Raw genomic sequence first — 17,307 nt, 5'->3', positions numbered from 1 at the left:
AGGACGAAGGTTATGCATTCAATCGGGCAAATACTGAAAGAACAAATACTATATTTCCATTTAATACGCAGACTATCCTTGTTTGAAATAAAAAGTAAAAACAACAGCAATTACTTAGGGGTTTCATGGGAAATCATCAACCCGTTAATACAAGTAGGCATTTATTGGTTTGTCTTTGGTTACGGAATTCGCGGTGGACAGGATGTGGGTGGCATTCCCTTTTTCCAATGGATGTTGGCAGGGATCATCGTCTGGTTTTTCGCAAACCCGTCCATTTTAGAAGGGTCAAAGGCGATTTACAAGCGGAAAACGATAATTTCTAAAATGAATTTTCCGATGAGCGTCATTCCGAGTTTTGTTATTTTCTCAAAACTTTACCCACATCTCGGTCTGTTAGCTATCGCAATTGTTACCTTTCAATTTTCGGGTTATCCGATTACGATCTATTATTTGCAAATCCCATATTTTTTGTTTTCAACCGTGATTTTATTATTTTCGATCACGTTAATTACATCCACATTGACGACGATTATCCGGGATATTCAAAATTTAATCGCAGCTTTTATGCGCATGCTCATTTACTTAACCCCAATCCTTTGGGTAACGAGAAGTTTGCCGGATTTTGTTCAAATGGTCATGAAGGCGAATCCATTGTATTATTTAGTTGAAGGATACCGGGCAGCCTTTTTCGGTCAATCGTGGTATTTATTTGAACATTGGGAGTACACTTTATATTTTTGGGCACTCGTTTTTATTCTCCTATGGATTGGGTCGAAACTCCATTTAAAATTCCGGAGTCATTTTGTCGAATTGATTTAAACCGTCTTGAAAGTTGGTTAATCCGTCCAGTATGAATCGGAAAAACGGGGATAGAAAAATATTACGCATAAGGGATACGGATGGACAGATTTGTGCGGGAAAATGTGTCAACCGTACGCCTTGGCTTAGGAAGTGAAGACATGGAAACATCGGTGGTCATAAAAAATGTAACGAAAAAATATAAATTATACCGGAAAAACCGGGAAAAGGTGATGGATCTAATTCTTCCGAAAAGTTTTGGCCAGGATTTCTATGCCCTAAAAAATGTTAGTTTTGAAGCGAAAAAAGGGGAAACGATTGGCTTTGTCGGAACGAACGGATCGGGAAAATCAACTTTATTAAATATTATCGCAGGGATTATTCCTCCAACGGACGGTGTGGTGGAAGTCAACGGAGAATCGGCATATATCGCGGTCAATGCCGGTTTAAAAAACGAACTGACCGGACGGGAGAATATCGAATTGAAATGTTTAATGCTCGGTTTTTCGAAGGAACAAATCAAAAGGATGGAACCGGATATTATTGAATTTGCCGATATCGGCCCGTTTATCGATCAACCGGTGAAATCGTACTCGAGCGGTATGAAGTCGCGACTCGGTTTTTCCATTTCCGTCAATATTGATCCGGACATTTTAATTATTGATGAAGCACTTGCGGTGGGAGATAAAGCTTTTGCGAAAAAATCGATGGAACGGATGAACGATTTTAAAGAACGGGGGAAAACGATCTTTTTCGTCAGCCACTCTACTAAACAGATTAAAAATTTTTGCGATAAAGTCCTGTGGCTTCAAAAGGGGGAAGTGAAAGCGTTCGGTCCGACGGAAGACGTGTTGGATGAATATGACGCTTTTATTAAAATGATTAGCAAAAAACCAAAAAAGAAGAAAAAAGTCACTGAGGCAGCATCCCGGTAAAAACGAGGATCTGCCTTTTTTGGTTCTTTGTCAAATGGTGTTGGTGGATAATTTAGTGACTTTTCATAGTAAAATGTAATCGCAAAGGGGTAGTCCATTCTTCCAAAATAGGTTTTGAAGTTATTTGTTCCATTGGCGGATGCGCATCCATTGGCACGGCCCCGCCTCCTCGTCACAACGTTTCCGCGGGGTCTCGAAGCTCGTGCTTTACCCGGAGGAGTCGCCACCAATGGAACTTCAATCATTTTCAATTTTGGACTCAGTGGACACCTTTTTTTATGGTTACTAAATTATGGGTAATAAGAATTCGGTTTTTAAAATGATAAAAGCACCGATATCCAAAAGCAATCCGTTTAATCGTCTTAATCTTATTATTAATCCCTTCCAAAACCTCGTTGTTGTATTTATATTTAAACGTGTTTTCTATATAAGATATGTATTTCTTCATTGTGCTGATGGCGGTTTTCATATATTTGGAGACCTGGTTTTGTTTCTTTGATAATACCTTCTTTAAGAGCTTAAAGTTCTTAGTTCTTAAACATAGTTATACATATTGATATAACTCGTAAGATGCTTTTTGTTCAGGATCTAGTGTATTTTGCAATAGAAAAGTGCAGAAAAATGCAATCAAATATGCAGAGTGTTGCCACCCTTATAGGTTACTTTCGCTTAGAAAGAGCGTTAGCCAACCTGTAACTTTCTCCGTGAAATGAAAGTATATGAGCGTGATGGATTAAACGGTCAACTAATGCTGCTGTTAGTCTCGAATCTGTAAAGATTCTATTCCATTGGCTAAATTCTAAATTGGAAGTGATAATTAAACTCTTCTGTTCGTAAAACTCTGAAATGAGTTGAAAGAGGAGCTCTGCTCCTTCTTTACTAAAAGGTAAATAACCTATTTCATCTAAAATAACCAGATCCACTTTCTCCAGTCGTTTTCTAAATGCTGATAAACGATTTATCCTTAAAGCACTTTCTAGCTCCTCTACAAGATGAGCTACCCGATAGAAGCGTACTTCATAGCCCTCCTCACAAGCTTTTCTTCCTAATCCTGTTGCTAAATGGGTTTTTCCTGTACCAGGTGAACCAACCAGAACTACGTTCTGCTTTTTTTCTATGAATTGTAAACTACATAAATCTTCTCTAGTTAGTTGAACAGGAAATCGTATTTGTTCTGTCCATTCATAGTCATGTAAGCTCTTTTTATCTAGGAATCTTGCCTTTTTTATCAAACGCATGGATTTTGCCTGCTCTCTAAGACGTATTTCCTCACAGAATAAATCTTGTAGATACTGTTCAGGATTCGTAAAGTCAATTTGTTCGTATACATTTGCTACATAAGCTATTCTTAAAGATTTACACAACTCTTTTAAGTCAGTTCTCATGATGTAACCTCCTTATCAGGAGTTAACGAATCATATTGACTCCAATCGACTTCATAGGGATTATTTTCCGCTGGAAGCTTTTCTTGAGATATTAGTTCGTAGAACTCTTCATTAATTTTTTTCATGTCATGAGTTACTAACAATGTCGCTAATCCCTCTAAACGTTTTCTACGAACCAATAAGTTATCCACGAATAAAAAATCTTTAATCCTCCCCGGTAAATAGTCTTTATAACGAGAGTATTCGATAACTCTTGGCTTTTTAATCCATGTCTTAATAATAGAGAGCCAAGGGAGGGCTTTCCGTTTTTTCATATAAGGACGAAAATCATCGAGTAATCACCGTCTGGAGAGGTGATTTTTAACTGGTTCCACGTTAATATTGCATACAATTGGCTATAGTTACATGCTCTAGGCACATGTACAAACATATTATCAATTTTCACTTCATTATACTTATTCACTCTTACGAGCTCCGTTTTCCACACTGGATAATCCTTTTCTGGTAAAGCAAGCAAATGGTTCTTTTCGTCTAACCACAAGTCTTCTATTCGTACCTGTTTTTCATAATGCAACCTGTCCCTATCTTTATTTAATTCTTGAAAGAGTTGATTTGTTAAATCCTCATAACTATTCATAACCGGCGCTTTATTAAAAAAGTTGTAACGAATATATCCCACTTTGTTCTTCACATTTCCTTTTTCGTGACCACTATGTGGATTACATACTTGAACATCGAATCCATAGTAACTTTGAAAACGTAGGAATTCTTCTGTAAGTTCTGCTTCTTCATCAATGGATCTGGTCTTTTTAACAGCTGGCGTTAAGTTATCAATTCTAATTCGTCTAGGTACTCCACCTATTTGATGAAATAATTGTTTTAGACCATATAAAAAACACTCTTGATTTTGGGAAGGTAAAGGAACGGCAAATCCAGCATTACTATAAGGAAAAGACATTACTAAAGTATGAACATCTACTAGTTCCCCATCCTGTACGGCTTCCATTACACCAAAGTCTACTTGTGCGTCACTTGGTGGGTGCTCAAGCCTTTCGAAACCCTTATCTTTCCCTTCCACATGTGAGTTTTCCTACTCTGAAATAAAGTAACAAACGGTTCGATAGGACCCCTTGAAGCCCAATTCTACTAAGTCATGAAAAATTTTCTTTTTTGTCCTTCTCGATTTCTTTTTTAACTTAGAGTCTTCAAATAGCCAAGCTGAAACGATTTCACCCCATTTTTCTTCATACATCATACCTTTTTTCTGTGGGCTTTTTTGTTCAGGTATTTGATCCTCGTCTGCATATTTTTTAGCAGTTCTCCAATTAATTTTTAGTGTACGCTGTATTTCAGAAATAGAAAGACCTTTGTTGTTTCTTAAGAATTTGATACAATTAATTTCAGACATTGCTAGCATCCTTTCTAAACCTCCACTATGAATTGATTCGACACCAATTACAGTAGAGGGACTTGGGGTGGCTGGCAAGTCTTTTTTTATTTATTAATAAAGTGCAGTTCTCTGCATTTTTTCTTTGCAAAGCTCTGCACTTTTATTTTGCAATAAAGATCTAGATCAATCAGATAGTGGATGATATCCTTTTCACGAATTTGTTTCTTAAAGGAACGATGATAACGGAAGTGAATATAATCAACTTTAGATTCATCTTTTAGGATGAGCCTCCAGTATTTTTTCAATTGGTTGTAATTCTTTTTATGTCGATTCATGACTTTGATACGAGTTTTGTTTAGAGCCCTGCTAAACAACTGATGAATGTGGAATTTATCGATAATAATTCGAGCATTCGGAAACACATCTTTAATCAATGATATATAAGGACTATATATATCAATGACAACGGTTTTAACTGAATCTCTAGCTTTTTTTGAATACTGGAGAAAGTACTCTCTTAAAACATGTAATCGTCGATCTTCAACGATATCCACAATTTTTCCCGTTTTCGAATCACAGAATATAAAAGACATCGCCCCCGCAGCAGATTTCACCGATTTAAACTCATCAAAACACAAGTGTTTTGGGAGATAGTAAAAATTGGGCTTAAAGTAGTTATAAAAGCTATTAATGATTCGATTGACCGTAGAGTGAGATACATTATGAGTTTGGGCAATATCTTTCTCAGAGATTTTTTCTCTCGCATGAAGGGCAATCGCAGCCTTCGTATTATTGGAGATAAAGCAGTTTTTAGCTACAACGTCAGTTGTTAAAGTAAAAGTGGACTCACAATGTTTACAATAGTATCGCTGTTTTTTGAGCTTCAAATATGCGTTAAACCCAGATACACTGGGCATTTTAATAATAGAGGTTTTAAAACCATGTTTTATAATTTGATGATCAAAGACATGTCCACAAACATAACAAGCCTTTGGCTGATAAGTTAATATGCCATGGAAAACTTTGGATTTAACTCCATTTATCTTCTCCTCCACACAAAAATTCTCTTCAAAAATAATATTTTTATCTTTTATATTTAACAAATTGCGTATAAAATAATTATGAGACATGTGACATTACTCCTTTAAATGTGGTTTGGCGATTACATTTTACCAGGATTTTGTCATGTGTCTCACTTTTTTTGTGCAAAAAAATTGGTGCTGGTTTATTCACCAACACCAAAAATTGCAGAGCCCCTTTTTTTAAGCTTATTACAAAAATGCTCCGGTTTGTTGACAAATTCGAACAGTGTCTATTACGTGTAAATTACCAAATCGGATCGATTAAGAAATTAGAATTGTTCAAGAAATTCGACATATTCGGCTACTAGGACGCCGGGACGCTCGTTGGCAATTTTTAAGTAAAAAATGCACGTCTTCTCCATTTTAGCAAATTAAGGAAAACGTAGAAAAGCGTGCAAATGTTTTATACTATAGATCTCAGTTTATGGAATCCCTCAAGGATGAACACGACATTTTAAGAATAGTTTAGCAATTTTAGCAGTGTAAAAACATACATTTCTTGAAATTAATCCCATTAAATCAGACGTAGAAAGACACACTCACAGTTATAAAAGCAGAGAACGATTATGATGTTCGATGGAACAATCCACTCATTTTATTTGTTTATTAAATAGTTGAGGATTGCCTCCGCCCAAAGTTTATGTCCCTTTTCATTTGGAAGTCCTTCTTCATTTAAATAATCTAAAACCCCCGGGTCATCCCCATCCGGCCAATACGCCCAGTGGTCGAAATAGTGCAATCCTTCTTGCTCAGCAAAGTTTTTCAATTCCGCCACTTGAACCGGGTAGTTGATCGCCGCATAAATCGGATTTGGCGGCTGAATGATGATGCCGATACTCGGATTCGCCTCGATCAAACTTCCTAAGAACGCCCGTAAATTTACCTGAGACACTTCCACTGGAACCACTCCGGAATTATCTTCTAACGTAAAACCTTCAAATAAAAGGAGATCAGGCTCCGCATTGATAATTTCATTTGCTTCTTCACTATTTATAAACTCCGTCGATGTTCCGTCAAATTCAACGATGTTAACATGAACGAGGTCATTTCCATATGTTTGTTCCATATGCTCTTTTACCTGTACACTCCATCCATCTTCTTCCGCACCTAAAGAGGGAGAACCGGCGATTACCATCTGGATAACCCGTTCATCGTAAAATGCTTGTTTGAAAATATTGGCGAGATCTTCCGGAAGCTTTGCTGTATAATTTTTTAATTGTTCCAAAGTTAGACCAGTTTGTTTCTCTGAATCATCCGATTGTTCTTCATCACTGTCAGGCTCATTGGAAGTGTTCGAATCTTGTTGATCGTCCAGTACAATATGTTCTCCCGGCTTGCTCACCGCATCATTTAATTTCGCCTTCCAATGCAGTCCACCAATTATTAAAATAATCACAAATAATAGGATAGAAAAAAGCGTGAGTATCCGCTGAATCATATTGTTCCTCCATTACCATTATTTTTTTCAAATGGATAAAACTTCTATATTCTATTATTAAAAGAATGTGGATGAAATAGCAATAAAAAAATAAAAAATAATCGTTAAATTATGGAAAAAGATTAGTCCTGGTATTTAAATAAAATTTTCTAGAATTTACACCATAATGAACATTGTCAAAATTTCATGTTGAAAAATTGGTGATTTTTTCTATAATGGAATTTGAATGGAAAAAATCACGTTATGTTGATTAGTGATTGTCAAATCATCTTAAGACAATTTTACCACCATTTTCAAAAACAAACAAAATTCGCGAATAAAATGAAAATATGAATCTTCCAATGACGTGATTTATGATATACTATGTATGTTCATAGTTGAAATGTATAAAATTTGTCAGAAAAATTCGCATTATATAGCGGATTTTGGAAAGATTTGTAGGAGGATTTTATGGAAGAGACAATTAGTTTGAAAGAGTTATATGAAACGGTTCGGAAACGGATGCACCTCATTTTCATTTTAACCTTTGCAGCAGCAACCGTGAGCGCAGTCGTGAGCTACTTTATCATTACGCCCGTTTATCAAGTATCCACCCAGTTGCTCGTCAACCGGACGGAGACGGAGACGTATAATACGAGCGAGATCCAAACGAATTTACAATTAATTAATACGTATAATGTGATTATTACGAGTCCACGGATTTTAGATATTGTAGCGGATGAACTGGATCTGGAAATGACGACAAACGAACTAAAGGAAAAAATTTCAGTTGAAAGTGAACAAAACTCGCAAATTATCAATTTATCCATAGAAGATCCAGATCCGAACAAGGCAGCTTTGATTGCTAATAAAATTGCAGAAGTGTTCCAAAATGAAATAGCCAAAATTATGAAGGTTGATAATGTAAGTATTCTGTCCCAAGCGGAAGTGACTGATCTATTAACCCCGGTCAAGCCGAAGCCGGTTTTAAATATTGCCATCGCCATTGTGATTGGGTTGATGATTGGCGTAGGTCTAGCTTTCCTATTGGAATATTTGGATAATACGATCAAAACGGAACAAGATATTGAACGTTATTTAGACTTACCAGTATTAGGAGTCGTGTCACATTTTAACCCGGAAGATTACATAAATACATCAACCGTTTCCCGGGCGAAGAGGAGGGGACAAAAATAATGGCGAAAAAAATACGAACCCATGAAGACCGGAAATTAATTACTAAAATTTCGCCGAAATCCCCGATTTCTGAACAATTCCGGACGATTCGGACGAATATTCAATTTTCTTCTGTCGATTCGGAAATTCGTACCATTGCGGTTACCTCAACGGGACCGATGGAAGGAAAATCGACGACGATTGCGAATTTAGCTGTTACCTTTGCCCAGCAAGGGAAAAAGGTATTGTTAATTGATGCGGATATGCGGAGACCGACGACCCATTATTTTTTCCAACTTCCGAACACAATCGGATTAACGAATGTGTTAACGAAACAAGTGGATCTTCAAGATGCGGTTCGACAGACAGACGTTAACGATCTTTTCGTATTGACAAGTGGTCCGATTCCCCCAAATCCGGCGGAATTATTAGCATCTGTGTCGATGGAATACTTATTAAAGGAAGCATATGACATGTATGATTTGATTTTATTCGATACCCCGCCGGTGCTTGCTGTAACGGATGGACAAGTGGTCGCAAATTTAACTGAAGGGGTCATTTTAGTCGTATCAAGTGGAAAAACAGACCGGGAAGAAGCGATTAAAGCGAAGGAATTGTTATCATCGGTGAAAGGGAAACTGCTCGGGGTAATTTTGAATAATAAGCCGGAGAGCAAAAAAAGTCATTATTATTATTATAGTCATTAAAAATATATGAAAATATTGTAGATTATTGCTTGAGTTTTGCAAAATAATTGATTATATTTGTAATTGTCTGTTATATTTTGTTTTAAAATAGGAGGTGGCGACATGATTGATCTTCATTGTCATATTTTACCTGGTGTAGATGACGGTGCGCAAACGATTGTAAATAGTTTGGAAATGGCGAAGGAAGCTGTTCAAATGGGGATAAAAAAAATAGTCGCTACCCCACATCATTTGACATCGGCTTATGAAAATCCGAAAAAGGAAATCATTTCGAAACTATCCGAACTTAATGAAGCACTTCATTTGGAAAGAATTCCACTTGAAGTGCTTTTAGGTCAAGAAGTACGAATTTTTGGTGAATGGTTAGAAGAATACGAGAAAGGAACGATTGCAACGATCAATGATTCCCAATATGCTTTAATCGAATTTCCAAGCAACCATGTACCTGTATATGCGGAACGATTGTTTTATGATATGCAAATAAATGGCTTTATTCCAATCATCGCCCATCCGGAGCGGAACCGTCAAATGATCGAACAACCGGAAAAATTATTTCAATTTGTTGAAAAAGGGGTACTCGCCCAATTAACGGCAGCCAGTATAACCGGAGCCTTTGGAAAAAAAATTCAAAAATTTTCCCAACAATTGATCGAAGCGAATCTCGTTCATGTGATCGCAAGCGATGCCCATAACACATCGACCCGGTCGTTTAAAATGGATGAGGCCTTCGATTTCGTTGAAAAAAATTATGGTCTCGATACAGTCTATCTCTTTCAAGAAAATGCAGAATTCATCGTGAATGGACAAGCGGTTTATCGGAAACGACCGAAGCAGGTACAACGGAGACGAATCCTCGGAATCTTTTGATCGACCGGTTACCAAGATTCCTAGATTTCAAAATTTTCCGACTAACGTCCTGTTGTGGATAAAGCTATAGCTGGAGAGGAAAAATTCTTCGATACGATATTGAAAACGGTAATGTCTCCTCACCGTTATCAAAGGAGGCACTCGGCCATCCTGTGGGCGGGGCAACCCCTAGCCTTAGACATGTATTGTCGATGGGGTGGTGTGAGGGTGGGTTAGATGCCCAAAAAATGTTTAGCATGTGGGTTTTTTCTACCCTTATTTACATTATATGGATACACAGAGAAGTTTCATTTTAATTGTTTCAAAAATCAATAGAAAGATTTCTAATGAAAGAGCATGTAAGACGTGTTTTTTCATTGGAAATTTTTTTTAAAAATCAATAGGTCTATATGCCTATAGAAATGGGACTATTTTCCTATTTACTTGTTTTGAGCAACCCGTTCAAGTATTCGTTATATATTGATTTTCCACCCATGCCTAAGGTTAAAATGATATTGGGGAATGTGAACCGTTGCAAAAATGGTTTATGATTTTATTACTGTAAGACGAACGCTTTCAACGGGGAAACGAAAGAAATGTAAAAGCTGAATGAATGATTTCTTTAAAATCAATATGGAGGATTGAGGATATGAAAAAAGTAAGAAAAGCGATTATCCCGGCAGCAGGGCTCGGTACCCGGTTTCTCCCAGCGACAAAGGCGATGCCGAAAGAAATGCTTCCGATCGTGGACAAGCCGACGATTCAATATATTGTGGAAGAAGCGGTTGCATCGGGGATCGAAGACATCATCATCGTCACCGGGAAAGGGAAACGGGCGATTGAAGATCATTTTGATAATGCTCCAGAACTGGAACAAAACTTGGCTGAAAAGGGAAAAATGGAATTATTAGAAAAGGTTCGGTATTCATCAAACCTTGCCAACATCCATTACATCCGGCAAAAGGAACCGAAAGGACTCGGTCATGCTGTATGGTGTGCACGGAATTTTATCGGGGATGAACCTTTTGCGGTTTTACTCGGGGATGATATCGTCCAAAGTGATACACCGTGTTTGAGACAGTTAATCAATCAATACGAAGAAACCTTTTCATCGATCATCGGTGTACAACGTGTGCCGGAAAAGGAAACCCATCGGTACGGAATTATCGATCCGTTAACGCAAGAAGGCCGACGGTATCAAGTGAAAAACTTCGTGGAAAAACCGGCACCGGGTACGGCACCTTCCAATTTAGCGATTATCGGTCGCTATATTTTAACACCGGAAATCTTCCATTTCTTAGATCAACAAGAAATTGGAGCAGGTGGAGAAATTCAACTGACCGACGCGATTCAAAAATTGAATCAAATCCAACGGGTGTTCGCCTATGAGTTCGAAGGGGATCGCTACGATGTCGGTGAAAAAATCGGCTTCGTCAAAACGACGATCGAATTCGCACTGAAAGACGAAGAGCTAAAACCGCAGGTCCTTGACTTTCTCAAAAAATTGGTGGAAGAGGAGAAAATTCAAATTTAACAAGTTTCGTTTTGCTTGACAAAACATATGGGTCAATATCTAGTGATTGATTAGGATGCCTATTTTTTGTTAAAAAAAGTAGGCGTCTTTTTTTCGTGTAACATGATCTATTGCTGTGAAAAGAGTATTTTATTACTTTCGTACATCCAAAAATCGAAATAATAAGATGAGTAGATGAAAATCATTAAATGAAAAGATCAAATTAGGCAATGTATAACGTTTAAAATTTTAATTTTATTATTCTAGTTAAGATGAATGATTTTAAGTAGGTTTTTAATTTTCACCTACACTTTTTCATACAATTTTATTTTTAACAATATGAGGTGAGAAAATTGGGGAATGGTATAAAAGAAGAAGTGTATATCGATCAATATACCGATACAATGTTCTTTAATGACATTCCAATTGAAGATAATCGGGTAAAGGAGAAAAGAATCTACTTACATATAAAAAGATTGTTTGATATCATTTTTGCAATTATTGGATTAATATTATCATCTCCTATATTATTAATAGTAGCGATTTTAATTAAATTCGAATCTCCCGGCCCAGTGTTTTATAAACAAGAAAGATTAGGATTACGTGGAAGGTCTTTTCAAGTTATAAAATTAAGATCGATGGTGGTAGACGCAGAAAAAAATGGGGCTAAATGGGCAGATAAAGATGACCCAAGGGTTACAAAAATAGGGAAATTTATTAGAAAAACAAGGATTGATGAAATTCCTCAACTTTGGAATGTATTAATTGGAGAGATGAGCTTAATCGGTCCAAGACCTGAAAGACCGATGTTTACGGCCCAGTTTAATAAAGAAATTCCGGGATTTATCAATCGATTGCAGGTCAAACCGGGAGTTACCGGTTGGGCTCAAGTAAATGGTGGTTATGACATTACACCAAAGGAAAAGTTGGAATTAGATTTACAATACATACGTAACATGAATATATTACTAGATTTAAAAATCATTCTAAAAACGATAAAGATTGTTTTTACAGGAAATGGTGCAAGATAACAAAATGATTGTGAAAGGATAAAAATTATTATGATGGAAGAACTAGTATCGATAATAACGCCAACATTTATTAATGAGATACTTAATATTCTGTGAAAAGCCAAACATATAAAACAAACACTGAGATATGAAAATTACAAAGAACTGTAACACAGATAATACAGTTTTCAATAGTTAAAATGGATAATCTTGTAAGTTAGTAGAATTATACTCATGAATATATAGGGCTAACGCGGAGGAATAAAATTGAAGAAACTAGTGGTACTTTCAAATGATCACGCCTATACTTATAATTTTCGAAAAGAAATAATTCAAAGATTAATTGAAAAGAAATATAAAGTTTATTTAGTTTTACCTTATGGTAAAAAGGTAGAAGAGCTAAAAAAAATGGGATGCGAGTTTATTCATTTGGAATTGGATAGACGAGGTGTAAATCCATTAAAAGATAGTAGATTGTTTTTAGGATACTTTAAAATTCTTAAGAAATTACGACCAAATGCGGTTTTAGCTTATACAATAAAACCAAATATTTATGGTGGACTCGCATGTAGAATGTTAAATATTCCTTATATTAATAATATTACAGGTTTAGGAAGTGGATTTAATAAAGGAAAACTATTAAAAAGACTCCTTTTATTTTTATATAGAATAAGTTTGAAAAAATCATCATGTGTTTTCTTCCAAAATAAGGAAGACATGAAATTTCTAGTAGATAAAAAGATTGTAAAAAACAATTATGAATTGATACCTGGTTCGGGTGTGAATTTAGAAGAATTTCAATATAAGGAATACCCAAAAAAGGAACCAATAACATTTCTTTTTATTGGGCGGATTATGAAGGATAAAGGAATCGATCAATATTTAGAAGCGGCGAAAACTATTCGTAAAAAATATCCGAATACTAGGTTTAATATTATTGGATTTGTTGAAAAAACTCAGCCTCACTATAATAAATTGATTCAAGAATATCAGGAAAAAGGATATGTAAATTATTTAGGATATCAAGAAGATGTAAAACCATTTATTGAAGAAGCACACTGTGTTATTCAGCCGTCTTTCAATGAGGGATTATCGAATGTTCTTTTAGAAGGTGCAGCAATGGGTAGACCATTAATTGCTTCTGATATCCCTGGTTGTAAAGAGGTTATTGATATTAATAAAAATGGTTTTACATTCACAGTGAAAAATTCTAATAGCTTAATCAATCAAATTGAAAAGTTTATGAAACTGCATATAGATGAAAAAGAGAGAATGGGGAAATACTCGAGGAAAAAAGTTGAAAAAGAATTTGATAGGAATTTTGTTATTCAAGCTTATTTAAATCAAATAAATAAACTCGACACACACCAGGAAGGAGAAAATGAAAATGAATTTATATGAAAAACTATTAAAAAGACAAGAAAAACTCTCTTTGGTTGGATTAGGTTATGTAGGCATGCCAATTGCTGTAGCATTTGCAAAAAAGGTAGATGTCATTGGTTTTGACGTGAATGAACAAAAAATTGCGCTTTATAAAAAGGGCATCGATCCGACGAACGAAGTAGGAGATAAGGCAATTCAAGAAACAACGGTAGATTTCACTTCAGATGAAACACGACTTCGTGAAGCAAAATTTCATATCGTTGCTGTTCCGACTCCAGTAAAATCTGATCATACTCCTGATTTAAGTCCCGTAGAAGCGGCTTCCCGTACAGTTGGAAGAAATTTAACGAAAGGTTCCATTGTTGTATATGAATCGACGGTTTATCCTGGTGTTACTGAGGAAATTTGTATTCCCATTCTAGAAAAAGAATCTGGGTTGAAATGTGGCATTGATTTTAAAGTAGGATATTCTCCTGAACGAATAAATCCTGGTGATAAAGTACATCGATTAGAAACAATCGTCAAAGTTGTATCAGGTATGGATGAAGAAACATTAGATATTGTTGCGAAAGTATATGAACTTGTCGTTGAAGCAGGTGTGCATCGAGCTGAAAGTATCAAAGTGGCAGAAGCAGCAAAAGTCATTGAAAATTCACAAAGGGATATTAATATTGCTTTTATGAATGAATTATCGATTATTTTTAATCAAATGGGAATTGATACAAAAGCAGTGCTTGAGGCTGCAGGGACAAAATGGAACTTTCTAAAATTCACCCCTGGTCTTGTAGGTGGGCATTGTATCGGTGTAGATCCTTATTACCTTACCTATAAAGCCGAACAAATGGGTTACCATTCGCAAATCATTTTGGCAGGCAGAAAAATTAATGATGATATGGGTAAATATGTTGCAGAAAATACTGTAAAGCAAATGATTAAGGCAAATAAACAAATCAATGGTGCCAAAATCGCAATTTTCGGGATTACTTTCAAAGAAAATTGTCCTGATGTTCGAAATACGAAAGTCGTTGATATCATTCGTGAATTAGAGGAATACGGTATTGAAGTGAAAGTTGTAGATCCAGTAGCTGATAAAGAAGATTTATGGAAAGAATATCGAATCCATCTTTCTGAAAGAGAAGAAGTGAAAGAAGTGGATGCTGTAATTTTTGCTGTCTCCCATGAAGAATTTAAAACTATTACTTTTAAAGAAATAAAAGACATGTTTAAAAAGCAACTGACCGATTCAGAAATTGCAAAAGAAGTAGCAGCTACAATAGAAAACGAAATGGTTGTAGATATGAATAAGGATGTTTTAATTGATGTCAAAGGCATATTTAATCGGCAAGAAGCGATGAATGCTGGTTTTCTATATTGGAGGTTATAAGTTATGGGTTATGACAACATTGAGTTTCCAAAAGAGACAACATTTTTGGTAACAGGATCTGCCGGGTTTATTGGATCCAATTTGGTGGAAGCGATTCTTAATTTAGGATATAAAGTTCGAGGTCTCGATAATTTCTCAACAGGAAAAAGGGAAAATGTCGAGGAGTTTATAAATCATCCGAACTATGAATTTATTGAAGGAGATATCCGAGATTTAGAAACTTGTAAGAAAGTAACTGTAGGAGTGGATTTTGTACTGCACGAGGCAGCTTGGGGGAGTGTTCCGAGAAGTATTGAAATGCCGTTATTATATGAAGAAATCAATATCAAAGGAACCTTGAACATGATGGAAGCCGCCAGACAAAATGGTGTAAAGAAATTTGTTTATGCTTCTAGTTCATCTGTATATGGAGACGAGCCAACTCTTCCGAAAAAGGAAGGAAGGGAAGGAAATGTGTTGTCGCCTTATGCCTTAACAAAAAAAGTGAATGAAGAATACGGCAAATTATATTATAAGCTTTACGGTCTTGAAACATATGGGTTGCGTTATTTTAATGTTTTTGGCAGAAGACAAGATCCGAATGGTGCTTATGCGGCTGTCATTCCGAAATTTATTAAACAACTTCTCAAAGATGAGCAACCCACAATTCATGGAGACGGGAAACAAAGCCGTGACTTTACATATATAGAAAATGTGATTGAAGCCAATCTAAAAGCTTGTCAGGCAAGTAGTGAAGCAGCGGGACAAGTATATAATATTGCATATGGTGGTCGTGAATTTTTGATTGATATATATAATCATTTAGTAAAGGCTTTAGGAAAAAATATAGAGCCGATTTTTGGACCGCCTCGAAAAGGGGATATAAAACATAGCAATGCTGACATTAGTAAAGCGAGAGAAATGTTAGGGTATGAACCTGAGTGGGATTTTGAAAGAGGGATTGAAGCTGCGATAGAATGGTATAAGGGGAATTTGTAATGAAGGAACCCATAAGAATCTTGCATGTCTTTGCTCAAATGAATAGGGGAGGAGCAGAGACAATGATAATGAATATGTACAGACACATTGATCGTTCAAAAATCCAATTTGATTTTGTCGTTCATACAGAGGAACATTGTGCATATGATAAAGAGATTTATGAACTTGGGGGTAGGATTTTTCGAGTTCCTAGATATACAGGGAAAAATCATTTGAACTATAAGAAAAGCTGGAACCAATTTTTTAAAATGCATCCAGAATACAAAATCATTCATGGCCATGTTAGAAGTACAGCATCAATTTACTTAAAAATTGCAAAGAAATATGGGGTAATAACGATTGCACACAGTCATAGTACATCTTCAGGATCTGGACTTTCAGCAATTGTAAAAAATATCTTGCAATATCCAATTCGATATATTGCAGATTATTTGTTTGCTTGTTCGAAAGATGCAGGTGAATGGTTATATGGTAAAAGAGCTTGCAAGAAAAATAATTTTTACATATTAAAAAATGCAATTGACACAAAACAATATGTTTTTAATGAAAGTATTAGAAACATAAAAAGAAAAGAGTTTAAAATAGAAAATAAGTTTGTCATTGGCCATGTTGGAAGATTTAATATTCCTAAAAATCATTCTCTTTTAATTGATATATTTAAAAAAGTGCATGATAAAAATCAAAATACTGTTTTAATGTTAGTAGGTGATGGTGAATTACGTCCAATAATTGAAAAAAAGGTTAATGAATTAGGATTATCAGATTACGTGATTTTTACTGGCGTTAGATCAGATATTCCAGAACTTTTGCAAGCAACGGATGTATTTGTATTTCCTTCTTTATATGAAGGATTACCAGTTACACTAGTTGAAGCCCAAGCAGCAGGACTTCCTTGTATAATATCAGATACTATTACAGATGAAGTGAAAATAACTAATTTAGTAGAGAAACTACCACTAAATCTTTCAGCTAAAGAATGGGCTGAAAAAGTTTTAAAATATATGAACGTTTATGAACGAAAAAATACGTTTGAAGAAATAAAAACCGGTGGGTATGATGTTAATGAAACGGCTAAGTGGTTGGAAGATTTCTATGCTAAGAATATTAACTTCCAATAATCGAGACTTTGTAGTAGAAAGAAAAATGGAAAAAACAATTAGAGTACTTCATTATGGAATTTCATCCCATATTAGTGGGATTGAATCTTTCATAATGAATGTATACAGAATTATTGATATTAATTCGAAATATATGTTCATTTAGAATATTGGTTGTTTTGCCTTATTATCTGTACTATACACGA

Annotated in this window: 18 protein-coding genes; 11 read left to right on the top strand and 7 right to left on the bottom strand. The window is 35.5% G+C overall.

All coding sequences use genetic code 11. The annotated features are described in order from the left end of the window. Positions 1–12 precede the first annotated feature (12 nt). Together OE105_RS11195 and tagH are read left to right on the top strand one after the other, a co-directional pair. Positions 13–819, top strand: a complete 807-nt coding sequence (locus tag OE105_RS11195) for an ABC transporter permease (protein ID WP_275420259.1) — start codon at positions 13–15, stop codon at positions 817–819. A gap of 140 nt (positions 820–959) precedes the next feature. After that, complete coding sequence (tagH, locus tag OE105_RS11190) at positions 960–1,733, top strand: teichoic acids export ABC transporter ATP-binding subunit TagH (protein WP_275422173.1); 774 nt, start codon at positions 960–962, stop codon at positions 1,731–1,733. Between the two features lie 259 nt (positions 1,734–1,992). Here tagH and OE105_RS11185 read toward each other — a convergent pair whose 3' ends face one another. The 7 genes from OE105_RS11185 to OE105_RS11165 form a co-directional block, all read right to left on the bottom strand. Then, positions 1,993–2,202 carry a transposase gene (locus tag OE105_RS11185; RefSeq protein WP_275420258.1) on the bottom strand — a complete coding sequence of 70 codons (210 nt, stop codon included), beginning with the start codon at positions 2,200–2,202 and terminating at the stop codon, positions 1,993–1,995. Between the two features lie 190 nt (positions 2,203–2,392). Then, positions 2,393–3,118 carry an IS21-like element helper ATPase IstB gene (istB, locus tag OE105_RS11180; protein WP_275420257.1) on the bottom strand — a complete coding sequence of 242 codons (726 nt, stop codon included), beginning with the start codon at positions 3,116–3,118 and terminating at the stop codon, positions 2,393–2,395. Next, positions 3,115–3,432 carry a hypothetical protein gene (locus tag OE105_RS13885; protein WP_338030907.1) on the bottom strand — a complete coding sequence of 106 codons (318 nt, stop codon included), beginning with the start codon at positions 3,430–3,432 and terminating at the stop codon, positions 3,115–3,117. The genes istB and OE105_RS13885 overlap by 4 nt, the downstream gene beginning before the upstream one ends. After that, the gene (locus tag OE105_RS13880; RefSeq protein WP_338030906.1) at positions 3,429–4,196 is read right to left on the bottom strand and encodes a hypothetical protein; all 768 of its coding nucleotides are present in this window, start codon (positions 4,194–4,196) and stop codon (positions 3,429–3,431) included. Before OE105_RS13880 ends, OE105_RS13885 begins: the two co-directional genes overlap by 4 nt. A gap of 12 nt (positions 4,197–4,208) precedes the next feature. After that, positions 4,209–4,535, bottom strand: coding sequence for a hypothetical protein (locus OE105_RS13875; RefSeq protein WP_338030905.1), 327 nt, complete (start codon positions 4,533–4,535; stop codon positions 4,209–4,211). Positions 4,536–4,612: 77 nt separating this feature from the next. Continuing rightward, positions 4,613–5,638, bottom strand: a complete 1,026-nt coding sequence (locus OE105_RS11170; protein ID WP_275420256.1) for an ISL3 family transposase — start codon at positions 5,636–5,638, stop codon at positions 4,613–4,615. A gap of 547 nt (positions 5,639–6,185) precedes the next feature. Further along, complete coding sequence (locus OE105_RS11165) at positions 6,186–7,028, bottom strand: SGNH/GDSL hydrolase family protein (protein WP_275420255.1); 843 nt, start codon at positions 7,026–7,028, stop codon at positions 6,186–6,188. 450 nt (positions 7,029–7,478) lie between these two features. Here OE105_RS11165 and OE105_RS11160 point away from each other — a divergent pair, with 450 nt between their 5' ends. The 9 genes from OE105_RS11160 (at position 7,479) to OE105_RS11120 (ending at position 17,122) form a co-directional block, all read left to right on the top strand. Further along, complete coding sequence (locus OE105_RS11160; protein ID WP_275420254.1) at positions 7,479–8,204, top strand: YveK family protein; 726 nt, start codon at positions 7,479–7,481, stop codon at positions 8,202–8,204. Beyond that, positions 8,204–8,890 carry a CpsD/CapB family tyrosine-protein kinase gene (locus OE105_RS11155; protein WP_275420253.1) on the top strand — a complete coding sequence of 229 codons (687 nt, stop codon included), beginning with the start codon at positions 8,204–8,206 and terminating at the stop codon, positions 8,888–8,890. Before OE105_RS11160 ends, OE105_RS11155 begins: the two co-directional genes overlap by 1 nt. Before the next feature lie 102 nt (positions 8,891–8,992). Next, positions 8,993–9,757, top strand: a complete 765-nt coding sequence (locus OE105_RS11150) for a tyrosine-protein phosphatase (RefSeq protein ID WP_275420252.1) — start codon at positions 8,993–8,995, stop codon at positions 9,755–9,757. Between the two features lie 628 nt (positions 9,758–10,385). Next, entirely contained in the window at positions 10,386–11,270 is an 885-nt protein-coding gene (gene galU, locus OE105_RS11145; protein WP_275420251.1) for a UTP--glucose-1-phosphate uridylyltransferase GalU, read from the top strand. A gap of 383 nt (positions 11,271–11,653) precedes the next feature. After that, entirely contained in the window at positions 11,654–12,280 is a 627-nt protein-coding gene (locus OE105_RS11140) for a sugar transferase (RefSeq protein WP_275422172.1), read from the top strand. Positions 12,281–12,526: 246 nt separating this feature from the next. After that, a complete protein-coding gene (locus OE105_RS11135; protein WP_275420250.1) occupies positions 12,527–13,660 on the top strand; it encodes a glycosyltransferase family 4 protein in 1,134 nt (377 codons plus the stop codon). Beyond that, positions 13,647–15,026, top strand: a complete 1,380-nt coding sequence (locus OE105_RS11130; RefSeq protein WP_275420249.1) for a nucleotide sugar dehydrogenase — start codon at positions 13,647–13,649, stop codon at positions 15,024–15,026. Before OE105_RS11135 ends, OE105_RS11130 begins: the two co-directional genes overlap by 14 nt. Positions 15,027–15,029: 3 nt before the next feature. Then, the gene (locus OE105_RS11125; RefSeq protein ID WP_275420248.1) at positions 15,030–16,004 is read left to right on the top strand and encodes an SDR family oxidoreductase; all 975 of its coding nucleotides are present in this window, start codon (positions 15,030–15,032) and stop codon (positions 16,002–16,004) included. Next, positions 16,004–17,122: a glycosyltransferase family 1 protein gene (locus tag OE105_RS11120; protein WP_275420247.1), complete on the top strand. Its 1,119-nt coding sequence runs from the start codon at positions 16,004–16,006 to the stop codon at positions 17,120–17,122. Before OE105_RS11125 ends, OE105_RS11120 begins: the two co-directional genes overlap by 1 nt. The last annotated feature ends 185 nt before the right edge of the window (positions 17,123–17,307 follow it).

The organism is Fervidibacillus halotolerans (assembly GCF_026547205.1).
GTDB lineage: Bacteria > Bacillota > Bacilli > Bacillales > Caldibacillaceae > Fervidibacillus > Fervidibacillus halotolerans.
The sequence above is the reverse complement of the archived record's forward strand: the minus strand, read 5'-3'. Positions and strand labels throughout refer to the sequence as shown.